We start from the raw sequence: 20,614 nt of genomic DNA on the forward strand, positions 1-20,614 counted from the left end.
GCTGCTTCGCTTGAATTTGCTTGAGGATCTGCAATACATTTTCGCTTCAAGCAGACGTATCCTCATGGGGAGCGTGTTGATTGCAGAACCAACTATCTCCTCTATCCCTTCGAATTCCGGGTGTCTGCCAGTCGACATGACGCCGAACAATACATCGCGCTGACCTGTATACCGAGCCAAGAGCATCGCCCAAGACAATTGAAACAGTACGCTCATTGTTACACCACTTTGACGGATTAGCTCTTTCACTATGTGCGGAGCAGAGACCTCGAATTCGACGTATTGTTTCGCGAAGCCGCCAGTTCCTGAACCCCCCCGGTTATGCGGCGCATATTCGATAAGCGGGGTCGCATGGCGGAAACCAGCAAGTTCCGCAATCCAATATCGCTTAGATTGTTCTATATCCTGCTGCTGTAGCCATGCTATGTAATTCCGATAATTGCGTACCGGCGGCAGCTGATAAGACCTGTTCTCCACCAGACTGTAATAGCATTTGAGCACTTCGGCCAAGACAATAAAATGACTCCACCCGTCCATCAGCAAATAAGAACAGCTCATAACCAGGAAATGCTCGCGATCGCCTATCCGAGCAAACATGACTTCATAAGTAGTCGGCCGTTTGATATAAGCAATATTGCTTGCACACAGTTGAACATCCTGATAGCGCATCAGTTCATGATACTGACGGTCAGCATCCCATTCGCGCCAATCCGCGTAGTGAACCGGTATACGAACATTCCGCCGCATGACCTGTATCGGTTGGTCGAATCCTTCATGGAAGATGGAAGTTCTCGTCAATGCATAATGATTTGCCACTCGATTCCAGGCCTGTGTCATGAGTTCAGGCTCCAGCTTATCTGTAAAGCGCATGACCATATTTACAAAAAACTGAGCCGGTTCGGGATTCTTCAACAAGGTATCAAGCATGTAATCTTGTAGCGGTGTAACCGGATATACGTCCTCGATCTCTTCAGGATCCAAGGAGGCAATAGCGGCAACATCGCTTCGGTTCAATCCTACTAATGAAAAGCCCGCATCGGCCTCATTCTCACTCGCTGCTTTTTCGTTGTGCGCAGCATCCGTTTCCCCGTCGCTCTCGGCAATAACCCCGCTTAATTCAGCGACAGTCTGATATTGGAAAATCTGCTCGTGGGATATCGATACACCCGCTTGTCTTGCACGGGATATCAACATCATCGTTTTGATCGAATCTCCGCCGATCTCGAAATAGTTCTGATGTATTCCGACCCTGCTAAGTCCAAGCAGATTAGACATTATACCGCACAACAGCTTTTCGATATCATTGCGTGGTTCGTCGGACGGATCCTTGGACATGCTCTCCTCATTCGGCTTCGGCAGCGCCTTCCGGTTGATTTTGCCATTATTATTGAGTGGAAGTCGTTCAAGCGCAACAAATGCCGTTGGAATCATATAATCGGGCAAACGCTCTTTAAGAGCGCGACGAAGGACTTCTACGTCCGGCGCAATTTTTGTATTTCCTGTCAGGTAAGCCGTAATTCGTTTATCGCCAGGGATATCCTCCCTCAGGATCACGACCGCTTCTTTTATGGAAGGTTGTGCGGCAAGCACCGCTTCAATTTCACCAAGCTCGATACGGAAGCCCCGGACTTTCACCTGATCGTCCAATCTCCCAAGAAATTGGATACGTCCATCCGGCAAATAGCGGGCCCGGTCTCCGCTGCGGTATAACCGCGCTCCCTCTCGTAACGAAAACGGATCCGGTATGAACTTCTCGTTGGTCATCGACGGTATTCGCAAATAACCGCTGCCGACCGCAATTCCGCCGATGCACAGTTCCCCGGGAATACCTATCGGGGTAGGCTGCAGCATTTTATCCACGATATATATTTTTGTATTTGCGAGAGGCCTACCGATATGGGCGGGGCTATGCGCATGTCCCGGTTCAATGATGCGATAAGTGCTGAATACCGTGCACTCCGTGGGACCATATGCTTCGTATACATCAAACCGAAGTCCGATCGGAAGCGTTGCGCTCCATTTGTCTCCCCCCGTTAATAAGCGGCGCAAAGAGGTATGCTCGGGCCAAGGAATATTGACTAATAGCTCAACTATCGGTGTTGGAAGAAAGGCAAACGTGATCTCATTGTCCACCATCCAGTCTCGCAGCAACTCGGGCTGGAGTCTTATTTCTTGCGGCGGAATCCATAAGGATGCTCCGCAGATCAGTGACCCCCAAATTTCCGCAACGGACATATCGAAGCCAACGCCGACGGCAAAACAAACACGGTCAGCGGACGTTAATGCCGTAACGTCTTTATAACAATGCATGAAGTTGACAATCGATGCATGCGGGATTATCGCTCCTTTAGGATTGCCCGTCGAGCCAGAGGTATAAATGACATAAGCTGCGTCACTGTCAATGACTTTGTCAATCGGTGGGCTCGTCTCTTCATAAGCCTTCCGCGATGCAAGAATGATCTCTTCATGTTCCATGTCGATTTCACTTCCGCAGCGCGATGCGATATGCTCATGCAGAGAACGATTCGTCAGTAAAATGGACGCCTTGGAATCTGCAAGGATATGAGCGATTCGTTCCACCGGTATCTCAGGATCGATGGGCAAGTACGCCCCGCCCGCTTTAAGCGCGGCCAATTGGGCAATGACCAGTTCAGGCGAGCGGTTGAGGCATATTGCAGCAATCTTCCCTGACCCGATGCCCTGCTTGCGCAGGAAATGGGCCAGACGTTCGGAGCGAACCGTGAGCTCTTTATAGGTTAAAATTTCGTCGCCGTACTGAACGGCAATCCGATCTGGTTCTGCCTCAGCTTGTGCATGCACCATCTGATGAAGGGTTTCCCAAGGTGGGAATTCCTGCTCGGTTCTGTTCCATACATTTAGAAGCAAATTATGCTCTTCTTCCAGCAATATCGGCAAAGATCCGACAGGCGTATCCGGATTGTCAGCAATACTGGAAAGCAGCATCAGAAAGTGTCTTATCATTTTCTTCACTGTTGCTTCTTCAAATAGACTTTGGTTGTATGTAAAAGTTCCTTTCCAGCTCCCGCCCCTCTCAATCACTTCAAGAGTCAGATCGAAGAGAGTCGTCTCCGTATTTACATGTAAAGGCTCGAATGTCAGGTCAGGTATCTCAACCTCGATAACAGGCGTATTTTGAAGCGTGAACATGGCCTGGAACAATGGCGAATAACCAAGGCTTCGCGTCCCAGCCACTTTCTCTACTACAAGCTCGAACGGAACGTCTTGATGTGCATAGGCTTCCAACGAATGCTCACGAATCTGGCGAAGAAGCTCGCGGAACGGCAAATTTGAAGTGATCTCGGAACGAATGACGAGCGTATTGACAAAAAAACCGACCATAGATTCCACATCTTTGTGGTTTCTGCCTGATATCGCGGTTCCGACACAAATATCTTCCTCATCGGTGTAGCGATGCAGAAGCGTCTGAAATGCTGCCATCAACAGCATAAAGGAAGTGGCCTTCTCTTCGGCAGCGAGTTGGAAAAGCCTTGTCGATAACTGCTGCGGGAGATCGAAGCTAAGCTTCTTTCCCGTATATTGCTGCCGAGCAGGGCGCGGGTGATCTGTCGGAAGCTGAAGCAGTTCAGGCGCGCCAGCCAATTTTTCTTTCCAGTACGATAATTGTTCTTGAAGTGCGTTCTCGCAGAACCGTTCTCGCTGCCACTCTGCAAAGTCTGCATACTGTACGCGAAGGGCGGGCACGCGCTCCGTCTCTCCGCTAACGAAGGATAGATAATACTCCAGCAGCTCTTTGCCAAATACATGGTGGGACCAACCATCGGTAATGATATGATGAAAGGAAATCAGCAGCACATGTTCCCTTTCAGCAAGGCATAGAAGAATCGCCCTAAGCAGCGGGCCATGCGTGAGATCAAATGGCCTGTTAATCAAGGACATATGCTGTATTACCGCTGCTTCCTGTTCGCTTGGCTGCACATTCCTCAAGTCTTTACGTTCCAGCGGCATATCCATGTCATCCAGCACGAGTTGATAAGGACTCCCGTCTTCCTCGTGGAATACGGTGCGCAGTACCTCGTGCCGGTTTACGAGTTCCTGTAGGCCTTTCTTGAATGCTTCGACCTGCAAATATCCCCTCAACCTTATGCCGTAAACTAAATTATACGCCGTTGATTCCGGCTCCATGGTGGAAAATAACCATAGCCGCTGTTGGGCGTACGAAAGCCGATGCTTTTCTTTTTTTGCCGAACCGGAATCTCATGCCTGTCAGAGGAAGGAGCAGCTTTGACGTCCCCCTGAAGCATTTTTTCTAGCATCGCCCGCTGCTTGTCCGACAACTGCGATCTACGTTCTGCTAACGATTGCCGCTTGATCATGGTCTTTCTCCTCTCCTTCCTCTTCTTCTTTTTCCAGCAGTTCGATATAGGCTAATTCGATAATGTCTGCCAGCTCAGAAATGGTTTCAGCCGCATACAACTCCTGCACATTCAGAGAAATCGGGTACATCTCACGAATTCGTGATATAACCTGCATTTTATTCAAAGAGTCAGCCCCAAGCTCATAGAATGGAGCATGAATGTCCAACTGCGGCACGCCGAGAACTTCTTCGAAAAATACAATAAGCTTCTGCTCAACGTACTGACGCGGGCTCTCGTATTCTAGAGGAGCCGAGTTTTCCGTTTCTGCGGGGCTTTCATTGCTTTTCGTGTTAGGGAAGGAAGAATAGGAAGCGTCAAAGCCTCTTGAATTCGGAATTTCATAGCGCCGTCTCTCAAATGGATAAGTTGGCAGAGGCATTCTTCTTCTCTTCTCCAGTGCATACCGCGCTTGCCAATTCATTTCGCTGCCTGCTTCCCAAATGGCTGCCAATGTGTCCGTCCAAGAATGACAGTCATAGCAGCTCAAGGAATTTTCACGCCCATTTGTATAGGTGTGCAGTGGTGATCCGATCGCTATCGCTCTCCATCGCCCATCCTTGAGAGCTTCTAGAAGATCAGAACTTAGCGACCGTTCTCTGATTTTGGCCGTCAAATCCGATTCGCTGTATGATGCCATATTCATTTCCGGAATAAAAGTAGGAATGCGGGGGGCAGCAAAGCGAATGCCATTGACTATATTGGCGAACTTCTCTGTGTCCCCATTTTCTATAAAGTCTTGTCGGGCAAGCGCCAACTTGAAAGCTTCTTCTAATGAACAACATCCAGCTATGCAGGCTGCCGCATACTCCCCTTCATCTTTACCACCGATTCGATCGGGTTTGTGCCCCATGTGATTCAATACCGAAGCAAGGCTGTAAGAAGCCGCTACTGAGATCAGTATTTTCATGCGCGAATTCAATTGCGGTGGATTATGCTGCTGGTTGGCGTGGGTATCGTTCAAGCAAGCCTTCAACTCCAGTCCGCTAACAGATTCGGCTTTTGCAATAGCTTCGTTTAATTCGCGGCAGAAGAGCGGTTCAGTTCTATACAACTCTAGTAAGCCGGAAATCCCCTCCTCCAGCCAAGGGAGCAGTATCCATGCAGTCATTGGATGTTCATCTGTGCTGCGAACCTTTGCCGAATCCGGTTTAAGGGCCAGCATGAGCTGAGCATCGGCGGCATTTCGACAAACGATGGCTTTGCGGAACGGGTATGCTTTTCTGCCAACTTGCATTGTATAAGCAATTTCTTCGAATGGGGTAAAAGGGTTGCTAGTCAAATATCCAGCCATCCTTTCGCAAGCTGCGGCAAGTGCCATCTCCGATTTAGCAGATAGAAGCAAGCTGTGCCAAGGTCGCAAGCATGCATCGCTTTCTGTTAGGGGTGCTTCCTCCAGCACGACATGAGCGTTCGTCGACCCGATGCCGAAAGAGCTTACTCCCGCACGCCTTGGATACTCCGCATCTTCCCAATCCATAAGTGCCGTATTGACATAGAACGGGCTTTCCGAAAAATCGATTTGCGGATTCGGTGTCTTAAAATGAAGGGAAGGCGGAATTTGGCGATGATGAAGGGCGAGTACCGTCTTGATGAATCCTGCCACTCCTGCGGCACAGTCAAGATGTCCGATATTCGTTTTGACGGAACCGATTGCGCAGTACCCGATTACATCCGTCCACTGCCGATAAGCCATCGTTAATCCTTCGATTTCGATTGGATCTCCTACTATAGTAGCCGTGCCATGGGCTTCGACGTAAGATATTGTCTCAGGATGGACATCGGCGATCGCCAAGGCTTCTGCAACTACGTCAGCCTGACCTTCTGGGCTAGGGGCAGTGAAACCTGCCTTAAGTGCGCCGTCGTTGTTAATCGCGGTACCGCGAATTACTGCATAGATGAAGTCCCCGTCTGCCGCGGCCTTTTCCAGACGCTTCAGCACAACGATTCCAACACCATTGCCAGGTACGCTTCCCTCAGCCTCACTATCGAAAGCGCGGCAGAATCCGTCAGGAGACAAAATCAGGCCGTCCTGGTACTTGTATCCGGAATGGTTGGGGAACGTAACGGTGCTTCCGCCTGCCAACGCAATGTCGCATTCCCCGCTCATAAGAGACTGACACGCCATATGTACAGCGACCAGAGAAGTGGAGCACGCTGTTTGAACCGTCACTGCAGGACCTTTTAGATCAAGCTTGTATGATACGCGACTCGTCAAGAAATCCTTATCATTGCTTGATATAATGGAAGTGAGATCTCCCAATCCTTGATCGAGCCCGTAAGCGATAACATGGTTCAACAAGTAAGTGCTTAGCGAGCAGCCGCCATAGACCCCAATCCGTCCTGGATAGCCATCGGCGATCCAGCCTGCATTCTCCAGTGCCTCATACGCACATTCTAGAAACAGTCTCTGCTGGGGGTCGGTCCATTCCGCTTCACGGGGATTCATTCCGAAAAAAGCGGCATCAAACATGACCGGGTCATCCAACACCCCTTTTGCTTTAATATATTGGGGATCATGCAGAACCTCTTCCCGAACCCCCGCTTGCAGCAGCTCCTCATCTGTATAGAAGCGGACTCCTTGATCGCCCTGGCTTAACAGCTTCCAATATGCCTCTACATCCTTAGCTCCGGGAAATCTTCCGGACATGCCGATGACAGCGATCCCTTGCTCCCACAATGTTTCATCTCGTAACAATTGGTTCACCCCTGTTTATTTTATGTTCTTGCTTTTTCTCTGAGTCTTTGCTTTTTCATCAATGATTTGCGCGATTCCACCCTTTCTACGACATCAGCAATCCGCTCTTTGCAAACGGACGGCTCGAACAGGCGGCTTGCCAATGATGCAATCGTGGGATGCATGAAAAAATCGGTCAGTTTTATCTGGCTGTTTCGTTCTCTGCGGATTCTTTCAACTAAAAGCGCAGCATGCAGTGAATGTCCTCCCAGCTCGAAGAAATTATCATTTCTTCCGACTTCCCGCACATCTAACACTTCCTTCCATATGTCAGCAAGAATTCGTTCTCCTTCATTACGCGGCAGGGCATCTCGGGATACAGGAGAGATCGTTGTATTCGGAAGAGGCAGTGCATGCTTATTGACTTTGCCATTTGAGTTCATAGGAATGCTGTCTAACTGCACAAAAAAAGACGGGATCATATAGGCAGGAAGACGACATCCTAAATATTCACGGAGATCAGATACAAGAACCGGTTCTGGTTCTGCCGATTCATAATAAGCAATCAAATATGTGCTGCTGTCCACGCCTTCCCCGTCTACGACTACCGCTGCATGGATTGATGGGTGGTTGGACAATGCGGCAGCAATCTCGCCAGGTTCGACCCTATTCCCACGAATTTTCACTTGATCGTCCAGGCGGCCCAAATATTCGATGGTTCCATCGCTGAGGTAACGGGCACGGTCTCCGGTACGGTACATTTTTCCGGATCCATCATCGTGATCTCCATTCAGCTCCTGTACGAATCGTTCTGCCGTAAGCTTCTCATTGTTCATATAACCCCGTGCCAAGCCCTTACCTGCAATGCACAGTTCGCCTTGGACGCCGACGGGCTGAATCAGGCCGTGTTCGTTCACAATATAAATCCTTGTATTGGCAATCGGCCGACCTATCGTTATGCGCGTATCATGAGTGACTTCCTTAACAGTCGACCAGACGGTTGTTTCTGTTGGACCGTACATATTGAACAAGCGGGCGTTCGTCATCGTATGGACACGATGCAGAAGCGTTTCTGTCAGCGCCTCTCCCCCAATCAGCATATAGCGCAGCGAACCCAGCGCTTCAGCCATGCGGGGATTGTCAAGCAGCATCCTCAGCCTCGCCGGCGTCGTTTGAAGCAGCTCGATCTGATGATATTGGCATAGATGGGCCAGTCGCTCAAGCTCCATTTGTTCCTCGTGCGTTGCCATAACCACCGTACAACCTAACATGAGCGGCAGCAGCGTTTCGAGTACGAAAATATCAAAAGATACGGTCGTCAAAGACAGTACATTGCTTACGTTATCGATCGGTATTTCTTGAACGATGCCGACGAGCAAATTATGAACGGATCGATGCTCGATCATGACCCCTTTGGGCTTGCCCGTAGAACCTGACGTATAAATGACATATGCGAGATCTGACGGGCTAACGGTTGAACATGAGATTGCGAGTGAGTTTTCTTCGTATGACATAGGCAGCTGATTCAGTAATACGGTTAGTTGTTCGTCAGGAATCTTCGCCACATATGCAGATTCCGTTACGACTACCCGACATCCGCTATCTTGTATGATGCTCGCAATCCGTTCCTCTGGCAGGAGCGGGTCAAGTGGAAGATATGCGGCTCCAGCTTTGCCGACAGCCAACAAAGTTGCCACTAGCGATACCGAGCGATCGGCAAGCACAGCAACAACTTCATTACGTGAAACGCCTTGTGAGCGAATTGCATGTGCCAGCTGTGCGGCTTTTCGGTTCAGAGCCTCATAGCTCATCTGCTCTCCATTGCATATAAGCGCGATTTGATCAGGTGTTCTTGCTGCTTGCCGTTCGAAAAGACCATGGATGGTCTGTTCCTCCTGAATGGCTATCTGCTTTCCAGAGAACCTAGTACGAAGTCGTTTTTTCTCTTCACTGTTCATCAGGCCCATGCTTCTTACTTCCATGTCAGGATTGGAAGTGGCCTGCCGCAGCAGCTCCATGTAGCAGCTTGTCCAACGCTCAGCAGTATCCTTAGTGAACAGCGCCGACGCATATTCCATATTTCCATGTAAAACGTTATCGGCTTCGGTTATCGACAAAGTCACATCAAACTTAGCGGCCGTGTAATCAAAATGGTGCTGTCGAAGGCTGGTTCCACCCAAAGCAAGCTCCGCAGTCTCCATGTTCTGCAAGATGAACATGGCGTCGAATATCGGATTACGGCTCAACTCTCGAGGCGGAGCAACTCGCTGTACAAGTTCCTCAAAGGGATAATCTTGATGTTCCAACGCACCAAGTACGGACTGCTTGACAACCTGCAAATAGCCAGCGATCGATTGATTGGCGCTTGGAGACATGCGCAGCGCCACCGTATTCACGAACATGCCTACCATCCTTGCCGTATCTGCTTGGCTTCGACCCGCTACTGGCGTTCCGACGATAACTTCTTCCTGATTGCTCAATTTTGACAACAGTAATCCATACACCGACACTAATACCATATAGATTGTCGTATTTGTTTGTCTTGCCAGCCGCTTCACATTCCTTGTCATTTCTTCATCCAGCGAAAAGTTTACGCATCCTCCCGAATAGCTGCGTAATGCCGGGCGAGGGAAATCAGTCGGCAAGTTCAACATCGGTATTTCCTCGCTGAACTGCTGCATCCAAAATTGTTCCAGCTGCTTAAGGGTCTCTGTGCGCAAACTAGACTGCTGCCATGCCGCAAATTCTTTATATTGCAACTGCAGCGGCATCAGCGTGTTGCCCGCGTACAATTGGGTTAGTTCTTCGGTTATCACTCCGACAGAAGTGCCGTCGGATATGATATGATGCATGTCCAGTAGAAGGAGATGACGTTCTGGCTCAAGCTTTACAAGAGCTGCGCGCAGCAGTGGAGCCTGTCCTAAATCAAATGGGCGGATAAAGGAACGGATGATTCCCTCTGTGCTTTCTCCAAACAGTTCCTTACAATCAAGCTCAAACTCTGTGTTCGCATGAATTCGTTGAACGGGCTTGCCATCCACGATATGGAAAGAGGTGCGAAGCGGCTCATGTCTCGTGATGAGGGCCTGCAACGCTGCTTCCAGACGCTCTCCGTCAATAAACCCAATAACCTCCAATGCGGTCGGCATATTATAATTCAACTCTCCGCCCTCCAACTGCTGGAGAACGTACAAACGCTTCTGTGCTGAAGAAACAGAATAATAATTTCTCTTCCCGATCTTCGGGATCGTATCGTAATCGGCATGCTTCCGATGCTTGATCGTTTCTGCCATTTGTTCGATTGTCGGGTACTGAAACACGTCTCGCAGCGGCAGTTGGACGCGCATCTCTTTGTGCAATTTGCTAACTAAGGTACTTGCCCGCAGGGAATGGCCTCCAATTTCGAAAAAGTTATCCTTTACGCCGATGCTATTGACAGGCAACCTGAGCACATCTCGCCAGATACGCGCAAGCTGTATTTCCGTTTCAGTCCGCGGCGCTACATGTTCCTCGCCATACCGCAAGCTTACTGCCAAATCAGCCAGTGCTCTCCGGTCTACCTTTCCGTTTGCCGTCAGCGGCATTTTCGCAACCTGCGAGAAATAAGACGGAATCATGTATGCCGGCAGCTTATCCGACAATGCGCTTCTCAGCTCTTTACCCGTTAATTCCCTGTCCGCCACTACATAGGCGCAAAGCTGTTGCGTACCGCTTTTATCGGATTGTGCAATGACCAGCGCCTCTCTTACCGACTCGATTGTTAATAACTGAGCTTCAACTTCTGCTAGTTCGATGCGGAAGCCACGAATTTTGACCTGGTCGTCCATTCGTCCGATATACTCTATCGTCCCGTCAGGCAGCCATTTTCCCAGATCCCCTGTTCGATACATCCGATATCCGTTCGAAAATGGATGATCCACGAACTTTTCGTTCGTTAAGTCAGGACGATTCAAGTAACCACGTGCTACACCGTCTCCGGCAATACATATTTCCCCCGTCATGCCGATTGGCTGTAATTCGTTGCGCTCATTGACGATATAAATGGACGTATTGCTGATCGGTTTTCCGATTGGAACGCTTAGAGCATTGTCATCCACTTCATGGATATCATGGTACGTTGCAAATACGGTAGCTTCCGTCGGACCGTATATATTTTTAATAATTCCGGGACCGAGACGGTTCAGCGCTTTTCGTACATGACTGACAGAAGCGCGCTCGCCGCCGACTAGGATGGATTTCACTCGGCGCAGGCATTCCAGATTTGTGTCGACCAGAAGATGAAATAGCGCAGTTGTAATTAGCATTTTCGTGATCTGCTGGCGCTCAATCACTTCTGCAAGTTTTTCGACATTCAATACCGTCTCTTGCGGGATAAGAATCAATCTGGCTCCGTTCAATAACGTTCCGAAAATATCGAATATCGATCCGTCAAATGAAAAGCTGGAAAGCTGCAATATACGATCCTCTTCGGTAATTTCGATAGATTTTGATGCGTGCACGAAATGAATAACATTGCGATTGGTTGTTAAAGTGCCTTTCGGTTTTCCCGTCGTTCCTGACGTATAGATCACATATGCCAAATGACATGGAGCGGAAACCGGTTCTAAATTCGTCATGTCTTTGCTATATACATGCGGATCGTCCAACGCCACGATTTTGCACTGACCCTGGATTGAATCAAGCAATCGGCGATGTCCCACTATGATTTGAGCTCCCGAATCCTCCAGCATGAAGTGAACTCGCTCCTGCGGGTAATCCGGATCGACCGGGAGGTAAGCGCCTCCTGCCTTCAGAATGGCCAGGATGCTTACAATCATTTCGATCGAGCGTTCGACCATGATCCCTACTCGTACATCCGGCACGACACCAGCCGATTGCAGCGTTCGCGCCAGGCTATTGGCTTTTTCGTTCAGTTCCCGGTAGGTGAGCCGCATGCCTTCGAATTCGACTGCCACAGAATTCGGTGTTCGTTCTGCTTGTTCCTCGAACAGCTGATGAATCGTCCTCTCCCTGGCGTATTCCATCACTGCACCATTGAAGTTGCTCAAAATTAACGTAGATTCTTCGGGAGTTATCATCTGTAGCGAGGCCAAATCTGCCTTCGGATTACTGATTACCTGGCTGACAAGCTGCTTGTAGTGTCCTGCCATGCGCTTCACGGTCTCATGCTTGTATAAAGCTGTCGCATATTCAATGCTGCACGCAAGCCGACCTTCTTCCTCCGCAGCCTGGAAGGTCAAGTCGAATTTTGACACCGGTCGCAAACTTGGCTGCGGCTTCATGCGCAACCCAAGAATATTCATTTCTGCTTCTTCCGTGTTTTGCAATACGAACATTGTGTCGAATATTGGATTACGGCTCTGATCCGGCGACACAAGAACCTTTTCTACGAGTTCCGCAAAAGGATAGCTTTGATTTTCCAAGGCTCCCAATGTCGTTTCCTTTATTTCGTCCAAGTAAGCTAGGAATATTTTGTCCCCGCTCGGATGACTGTGAATGGCAAGTGTATTGACAAACATTCCGATGAGCGGTTGTAAATCTTCGTGCGTCCTGCCGGCAATCGGGGTACCGACCACAATGTCTTCTTGCTTCGTATATTTATGAAGCATGATCACATAGACAGCGAACAATATCATGAACAGCGTCGTTCCGGTTTCGGATGACAATCGCATGAGTGCCCTGCTCGTTTCAGCATCCAAATAGAATTGATGCGTATCTCCCTCGAAACTTCGTACAGCGGGTCTTACATAGTCAGTCGGCATTTCCAATACTGGCAATTGTCTATCCAACACGTTTAACCAGTATGCCTCCTGAAGTCTCGCATCTTCCTGCTGTGCTTCGGACATTTGCCATGCTGTGTAGTCCTTGAACTGAATGCGTAAAGGCCTCAGTTCTTCTCCGCCGTACAAGCGGGAAAACTCATCGATCAGAATCGAGGTCGAGACGCCATCGGAAATAATGTGGTGCATATCGAAAAGAAACAGATGCCGATCGTTCTTCAATTCAACCAAGCCTACTCGCATTAGCGGAGGTTTACTTAATTCAAACGCCCGGACAAAGGCATTTTCAATTTCCGCCGCTTCTTCCTCCCTAGCTTGCATATATTTGATCTCGAAGTGGATCTCATCATGCACGCACTGCACTGGTTCGCCATCAACTATCTCGAATCCGGTTCGCAGCGTTTCATGTCGTGCAATCAGATCTCGAAACGCCTTCTCAAATTGCTTTCGACAGAATGATCCCAAAATCAACATCCTGCCGGACATGTTGTAGCTTTGATCTGCTCCCTCAAGTTGATGAAGGGTATAAAGCCTTTTCTGGGCAGATGAAATCGCGTAATATTCTCTTTTTTCCGTTACGGGAATAGGCTTGTGCGTCCGCTGCTCCAATTCACTTATCGCCTGTGCCAACGCTTTAATTGTAGGGAACCGGAACACGTCACGCAGCGGGAGATTGACCTGCAATTCTTTATTAATCTTGCTGATCAGCATTGTTGCGCGCAAAGAATGTCCCCCAATATCAAAGAAATTCTGCTTTACGCCGATCTGTTCAACTCCCAACACTTCTTTCCATAGGTTTGCAAGTCCGATTTCCAATGGAGTATCCGCCACTTCGTAATCCTCTTCGACAGGCGCGACAGCTTTCGGCATCGGAAGGGCATTTCGATTTATTTTGCCGTTGAATGTCAAAGGCAGACGGTCAAGACGCATGAAACGCGCAGGAATCATATAGATCGGCAATGTTTTCTTTATGAAACACCGAAGTTCATTCATATCCAATGAATCGGCAGCTACATAAGCAATGAGATAGTTTTCTCCGCTACTGTCCAACCGGTCGATTACGACTGCTTGCCGAACTCCCGGAAATGCAAGCATAGCTGCCTCGATCTCTCCGAGTTCGATGCGGAAGCCACGTATTTTAACTTGAAAATCGATGCGTCCAATGAGATCAACATTGCCGTCAATCATCCACTTCGCTAGATCGCCCGTGCGATACAGTCGTTCACCGGGAACGAACGGACTTGGTACGAATTTCTCATCACTAGCATCCGGGAGGTTCAAATATCCTCTGGCTACTCCCGGGCCGCCGATGCACAGTTCACCCGGCATTCCAATCGGAACGGGATTAAGCTGCTGATCTACAATATAGAATCGCGCATTCATCCAAGCTTTGCCGATCGGTACGCTTCCCGTCTTTGGCAGCAGATGCAGCGGCTCGTCATAGTAACTTGAATCGATAGCTGCCTCCGTCACCCCATAGCTGTTAATAATCCGGAACTGGGAGCCGTAGCGCTCCTGCAATGTCCGATAGTCATTAACACTGCAGCTATCGGAGCTGACGATCAACAGGCGCATCGAGCTCATATTCAAATCGTGCTCGTATGCGTAATTCATGAACGGGACAATGAGCGCGGGCGTCGATTCGAATATCGTAATTTCAAATTTCTGAATCCAGCCGTGTAGGCGAGACGGATCGACTCGGTCTTCTGCCGGGCAAATGATCATCGTCCCGCCATTATAAAGTGTTCTTGCTATATCTCCGACGAACACGTCAAAAGAGAAGCTCGCAAGCTGCAGGAGCTTTACAGGGAATTGCTCAAGACCGTATTCTCGTCGATAGGCCTCGGCCGTATTCGAAAGGGCCGAATGCTCGATCATGACGCCTTTCGGGCGTCCGGTCGTGCCTGACGTGTAAATCACGTAAGCCAGATCAGAAGGCTCGTTCATATTAGGCAAGTTCGCATTGTCCCCCTCATAAATCGTTTCATCATCCATACAGAGTACGGTTGGCAGGGACGACATTTCCACAAGGGCTGGAGAACGCTGCAGGAAATGCGATTGCGTCAGCAATAATTTCGCTCCGCTATCACCAAGCATGAATTGAATGCGTTCTTCAGGATAATCGGCATCGATCGGAACGTACGCTCCTCCCGCTTTCCATACCGCCAAAACGCCAATGAGTATATCGACGGAACGATCGGCCAATATTCCGACAATCGATTCTCTGCCTATACCGTGGGCTTGCAGTGTTCTTGCCAACTGATTTCCCTTCTGGTTCAACTCCTTGTATGTAAGCCTTTTGTCTATGCAGATGATGGCCTCATGGTCGGGCTTCTGCTTGGCTTGCTCTTCAAAAGTTTGATGCAAGAAGCGCTCCGGGCAATGCGGCAGCAAATGAGGATTAAACTCCGTCAACAATCTGCTTAGCTCCCTTTCCCCGACTATCCACAACTCGCGCACAGTCTGTTGGGGGTTTATAAGCATCTGATCTGCAATGATAAGCAACTGCTCCATAATTCTCTTAATTTCATGTTCTTTAAATAATTCAATCCGATAGTCTGCATGCAGGCTCATCTGTTGCAAATCTAAGAAATCATCGATATGTACAAAAAAGTCATTCGTCTCATGGCCGCAAAATCTAGCGTTCAGCTGAACAGTGATATCGCCATACTGTGTCCACTTAATTGGCGAGTAGTTCAAGGATACGCGAAACAGGTCTTCCATATCTCTTTTCGCATCCCGATCCCGCAAATCTTGAACAAGGTGGTTGTATGGGTATTTTTGATGACGGAAATAGGCTTGCTGCTCTTTGAAAACAGATGGAGCAAGGACTCCAGTGTTTGATCGGGGTCAAGCGACAATCGGGTGGCAACCGTGCTTACAAACGATTCCTATAGCTTCTTTCTCGTTCCTGCTTGTGCGGTTGGCAAACACGGTACCGACGGGAACATCGACATTTCCCGTATGTTTGTATAGCAGCAGATACATGGCGGTTAGAAAAAAAACAAAGACACTAATATTGCTTGCTTCGCTAAATGCTCGTAATCGACGGTATTGTTCATCGTTGAGGGAAATGCTGATTCTTTTCGCGTCTGTTAGTGGTTTATCAGGGGAATTGTGTTTCACTCCAGTGACTTCCGGCAATGTTTCGAACTTTTTCATCCAGTAAGATTTATCTTTTTGATAACGTTCCGACTTCATATAATCGTGGTCGGCATGTATGTACTCCATATATGTGCCTTTTGGAACAGGGAGCGGATTTACTCCACTTTTTAATGCCATATAATTATTCATGATGTACTTGCATGCTTGATACATGGACACGCCGTCCGCAATGATATGGTTGATTTTCAAGTTAAACCAATACTCTTCATCATTGATTTTCATGATGGCAATCTTATACTTGTTGATTTCGAACATGTTGATCGGGGAGCTGCAGAAATGTTGCATCCATTTCTCGGCTTCCGCGCGGCTCGGCATTTCCAAATAATCGATTGCGGGATGAATATTGGACTCATCTTCAAACCATTGCACGGGTTGATTGTGCTGTTCAGTTATGCGAATCCGAAATGCATCGTGATCTTTGACGAGCTTTTGAACAGCCTGTATGAGAAGAGATGCATCAATAGATCCCCTCATTACCATCGTTCCGGCCATCATGCTCAATGTTGTATCCGGAAATAAAAGCTCCGTGTACCATATCCTTCGTTGCGCCTGGGTTAAAGGAAATAGTTTTTTATCCATTGGGGTGCCTTCAGTCCTCCTAATTGTTTCGTTTTCCTATCATAAGTAATAGTAGGCTAAGCGAATCTGGAGTTTATCTTGGCTAATATGCAGAGGTACTATAATTGCCCTACTTTGTAAAATAGTAGCACCCACAGACTTTGTTTACAATATAATGCTTAGAAATTTAACACAATTGATTTTTTTTAAATGTAGAGTAAAAAGTAATACTACTCTCTAAAGGGCTAATAGGTCATAGCCTCAGCACGAGTTGAACAACATGGGCTAATCCAGTGTGTCCTTTCCCTTCTACCCGTTCCTGCTCTCCGTAAAAGAAATGCAACACCTTTAATCCCCTAGACCAAGCGAGGATGTCCGTGGGCTCGTAAAGCAATTCAATATCGGAAGGTCCGCCTGTTCGATAATGGATCTGCTCCTTCGAGTAGACCTCAAGCATGATCATACCGCCAGGCTTTACAGCCTGCTTAAGTTTATTCAGAACTACAAACTGATCACTATGATGAAAATGACCAAATACCATGATCGCAGCATCATATTCTTTTTGAGGGACATGATCTGCAAGTAGGTTCATCTGCTTCGTATGCACAAGGACATTGTGCTTTTGAGCCAGTTTTTCGTTTTAGCCAGACCGTTCTCTGAGTAGTCAACGGCCGTCACATCGTGTCCTGCTCGCGCTAAATAGACTGCATTTCTGCCCTCACCCTCCGCAAAAGCAATGATACGTTGGTTGCTGTCTAATCGGTACGCCTGCTCCCGAATAAATGCATTTGGCTCTTCCCCATAATAATATTCTGTTGAGTCATATCGCTCATTCCATGGATTGTTCATGTTTACCCCTCCAATAAAAGTTTGAATGATTACCAAAGTGATTTCGTCCCATCTAGTGCTTCCCTTGTTCGAACTCCTCCTCGGTCAATTCTCGATTGATATGCATCGCGATTCGACTGCCGTCTGCCGCTGCGAATACAACTTGAGAAGGAGAAAAGGAAGACGCATCCCCTGCTGCGTAGACACCCTTTATCGTAGTTCGTCCTGATTCTTCTGTCTTAATCCCGCCAGCAGCGGTCAATTCACAGCCCAACTGTTTAGCAAATGGTGCACTTTGTTCAAACTTGGGAGTGACGAAGCCGCCTGATCTTGCAAGTTCTGTTCCATCTGTGAATCGGACTTGTTGAAGCATGCCATTATGTCCGATAAAAGAAGCTATCGGTTGTTCCATGACCTTCACCCCTTTGGAATGCAGCTGCATCTTCTGCTCGTGTGTCAGGGTTGAGTATCCGTTCGTGCATACGACCAAATCCTTGCTCCATTGATAGAGCATTTTGGCGGTGTGAAATCCAGCGGCATGCTCAGACACCACTACAAGTGGTTGATCGCGCAATTCCCAGCCATCGCAGTATACGCAGTTGAACAAGCTTTTTCCGTATAGCGGAGTGAATCCTTCAATTTCCGGGAATATCTCCTTGCCCCCTGTCGCAAGTATCAATTTCTTCGCTTGCATGCGCTGACCCATTGTGTCGTGTACGATAAAGACACCATCCACGTTAACAACTGTCTTAACTTCAACATGCATCAGACGGATGGATGGATAGCGGCCTAGTTCTTCGTGCGCGATGCGCCGGAATTCTGGAATCGTTACCCCGTCCCTCGTAATAAAACCGTGGGATGCATGTGTCACCGCATTTCTAGGGCGATTGTGGTCGAACAATACGATGCTTCTTCTTGCTCTTCCGAGGACGAGAGCAGCGTTCAATCCTGCAGGTCCTCCCCCAATGATGGCGCAATCGTAAATCATGATACTCATCTCCTTATTAAATAAGATATTGAAGACTGATAATATCTATGATAACACATTCTTCTCCTATTTTTGAAGCAGTTATTACTCGCGTTATGGCGGTGAGGTTAATCTATGCTGCCTAATTAGCTTGTGAAGTTACTTCATTTTTTGTAGGGGGATTTCTTCACAGTGGGATTGGTATCGTTATAAATATATAGAAAGAACTCTCCTGACTTGGAGAGCTCTTCACATAAGTATCTATGCCCATTATCCCTTGATTGCTGCATGAACGTACCATTTTTTAAACTTAAGCGAACACTTTCTCAAGCTCGCCGCACCATTTCGTCCAGCCATACTTAGCGCCTGCGAGTGCCTGTTCATTGGAGATTCCTGTTTGTTCGAGATGAAGGTTAACGCTTCCGTTCCCTAAGTCTTGCAGTGTCCAAGTGATCGTGTGTTTCTCTCCGCTTTCCCATGTATAGGACAGCTTGTTTGGTTCGTCTACAATCAGTACTTCGCCATCAATAATTCCATTCCACCATTCGTTCGGCTGCGTGCGGAACTGAAAACGGTGTCCAACCACGGCCTTAAAATTATTTTCCATTGCCTCACCAGTGTGGATATTGTGCACCCACTTGGCAAGCTTGCTGGAATCGGTTAATGCGGACCACAACTTCTCAATTGTAGTCTTGTATTGAAAATCCAAGGATAATGTTACACTCATTCTTCTTCCTCCTCTAATAAATGTTGCAAGCGCAACATATTCAAACCCCAGAACTTGCTGTAGAAAGCCACCCAGTCTTGGACTTCTCTGAGTGGTGCGGCATTCAGCCTAAATCGTGTCTCTCGGCCAACTTTGCGGTCATATACCAGTCCGGCCTCTTTAAGAATTGTCAAATGCTTGGATACCGCTGTACGCCCCATTTGAAATTGTGCCGTTAATTCATGAAGCGGTATCTCCTCTTTCTCAGCTAACAAACGAATGAGTCTCCGCCTAGTTGGATCTGCAATCGCGTCAAACACATCCCGCAACTGATTATTCTCACCCACAACAACCTCTCCATTATCTTGCTTTCTGTAGTAGAAATCTGTTGGTGATATGAAGGGCCAGCTATGACTACTTCTATCACCTCTTTAGAGTTTACGGCTATTTGGACGAAGTGTCCATGAGGCGATGTTCAGTGCTGCATAGGAAAGCGGGAGGATCACATAAAAACCCTAATCACTATAATCGTTAGCAAACGCATGAAAGAAAGATGCAGCAGTCATAACAAAGAACATTCCAGGTGAAACATAATCAGGTTCGAAAATTTCGTATGACTGAATTTGAAATGGACACCATTTAGTGTCGGTTTTATTATAAGACACCATTTGGTGTCCTGTAAACGATTGATTTTCATGCGTCCGATCCAACCTCTATTGTTTGTATTGCCATGCATATAAATAAAAAAACCCGCGCAATGCGCGGATCTACATGAAGGTATGTTCTTGTCCACCTACGGATATCGTCGAATAATCTAATCTTTTAATCCTTTTCCATCAAGAATTTGCTGTGTATATTTCTCAACCCTTGATGTTCGCGTCTTGGATTGTTTGGGTTCTGAGAAATAATACAGGTATTGTCGTTGACGTCCTGGCGTTAATGCTTCAAATGCTTCTTTCAAGGCAGAGTTTTCATCGAGTTTGAATTGAAATTCTTCAGGAACTGTGTACTCTGCCGTTTGCTTAAAGTTCACTTCCAACCCCGCTTTTTCAACTTCAATGGCCTCCTTGATATAGGCCTTCAAGATGTCTTCCATCTCAACGATTTCTTGAACATTGGTGAACCGAATCTGACGGGCTGCTTGTACATTCTCCGTCTGTTGGATGAGAATTCCGTTTGGATCTTTTAACAGGGCCCCTTTATGAAACAGAAGTGCACAGTACTCTTTAAACCCATGAATTAAAACAATGTTTTTGTTCTCATAGGTGTAGCATGGGTGCATCCACTTATAATCTTCGGTCAGCTCACAGTCAAGAACGATATGTCTCAGCTTCTCATATTCTTCTTTCCACGTTTTCGCTTTCCGTAAAAATTCATCGACCTTCGGATTCAATTGACGATTTGACATCAAGGTATTCCCCTCTTCACTTTTCGTTCAGCGGACAGTTCAAATCCCTTGAGATTTTCTTCTGTCCCCCTGCATAAACTATTTGTAGTTTGGAATATTCGACATTTCGAGATACACATATAAGAAGCAAT

8 protein-coding genes and 3 pseudogenes are annotated in these 20,614 nt (G+C 47.6%); all 11 read right to left on the reverse strand.

What is annotated here, in order from left to right; all coding sequences use genetic code 11:
• Positions 1-4,164: non-ribosomal peptide synthetase (locus AZ66_RS03835; protein ID WP_231586718.1), on the reverse strand; the 4,164-nt coding region annotated here is incomplete at its 3' end.
• Entirely contained in the window at positions 4,134-4,355 is a 222-nt protein-coding gene (locus AZ66_RS29610) for a hypothetical protein (RefSeq protein WP_052648372.1), read from the reverse strand. The genes AZ66_RS29610 and AZ66_RS03835, both read right to left, overlap by 31 nt.
• A complete protein-coding gene (locus AZ66_RS03840) occupies positions 4,324-7,101 on the reverse strand; it encodes a type I polyketide synthase (protein ID WP_231586719.1) in 2,778 nt (925 codons plus the stop codon). The genes AZ66_RS29610 and AZ66_RS03840 overlap by 32 nt, the downstream gene beginning before the upstream one ends.
• Before the next feature lie 11 nt (positions 7,102-7,112).
• Positions 7,113-15,335 carry a non-ribosomal peptide synthetase gene (locus AZ66_RS03845; RefSeq protein ID WP_231586720.1) on the reverse strand — a complete coding sequence of 2,741 codons (8,223 nt, stop codon included), beginning with the start codon at positions 15,333-15,335 and terminating at the stop codon, positions 7,113-7,115.
• A pseudogene (locus AZ66_RS33705) lies at positions 15,327-16,595 on the reverse strand (condensation domain-containing protein); the annotation flags it as partial. The gene AZ66_RS03845 and the pseudogene AZ66_RS33705, both read right to left, overlap by 9 nt.
• A 232-nt stretch (positions 16,596-16,827) precedes the next feature.
• Positions 16,828-17,423, reverse strand: a pseudogene (locus tag AZ66_RS03850) (class I SAM-dependent methyltransferase).
• Positions 17,424-17,475: 52 nt separating this feature from the next.
• A complete protein-coding gene (locus AZ66_RS03855; protein ID WP_044353662.1) occupies positions 17,476-18,390 on the reverse strand; it encodes an NAD(P)/FAD-dependent oxidoreductase in 915 nt (304 codons plus the stop codon).
• Between the two features lie 289 nt (positions 18,391-18,679).
• Positions 18,680-19,096 carry an SRPBCC family protein gene (locus tag AZ66_RS03860; protein ID WP_044353663.1) on the reverse strand — a complete coding sequence of 139 codons (417 nt, stop codon included), beginning with the start codon at positions 19,094-19,096 and terminating at the stop codon, positions 18,680-18,682.
• Positions 19,093-19,422 carry an ArsR/SmtB family transcription factor gene (locus AZ66_RS03865; protein WP_021255963.1) on the reverse strand — a complete coding sequence of 110 codons (330 nt, stop codon included), beginning with the start codon at positions 19,420-19,422 and terminating at the stop codon, positions 19,093-19,095. Before AZ66_RS03865 ends, AZ66_RS03860 begins: the two co-directional genes overlap by 4 nt.
• Positions 19,423-19,506: 84 nt before the next feature.
• Positions 19,507-19,656, reverse strand: a pseudogene (locus AZ66_RS32365) (DoxX family protein); the annotation flags it as partial.
• Between the two features lie 233 nt (positions 19,657-19,889).
• Complete coding sequence (locus tag AZ66_RS03870) at positions 19,890-20,483, reverse strand: YdeI/OmpD-associated family protein (RefSeq protein ID WP_021262771.1); 594 nt, start codon at positions 20,481-20,483, stop codon at positions 19,890-19,892.
• Positions 20,484-20,614 lie beyond the last annotated feature (131 nt).

Source organism: Paenibacillus sp. E194 (assembly GCF_000935845.1).
Classification (GTDB): Bacteria; Bacillota; Bacilli; order Paenibacillales; family Paenibacillaceae; genus Paenibacillus_B; species Paenibacillus_B alvei_B.

Coding starts and splice junctions, on each gene's coding strand:
- AZ66_RS03845 (WP_231586720.1), bottom strand. CDS start 15,335: ATGCTTATAAACCCCCAACAGACTGTGCGCGAGTTGTGGATAGTCGGG.
- AZ66_RS29610 (WP_052648372.1), bottom strand. CDS start 4,355: ATGATCAAGCGGCAATCGTTAGCAGAACGTAGATCGCAGTTGTCGGAC.
- AZ66_RS03855 (WP_044353662.1), bottom strand. CDS start 18,390: ATGATTTACGATTGCGCCATCATTGGGGGAGGACCTGCAGGATTGAAC.
- AZ66_RS03860 (WP_044353663.1), bottom strand. CDS start 19,096: ATGAGTGTAACATTATCCTTGGATTTTCAATACAAGACTACAATTGAG.
- AZ66_RS03870 (WP_021262771.1), bottom strand. CDS start 20,483: ATGTCAAATCGTCAATTGAATCCGAAGGTCGATGAATTTTTACGGAAA.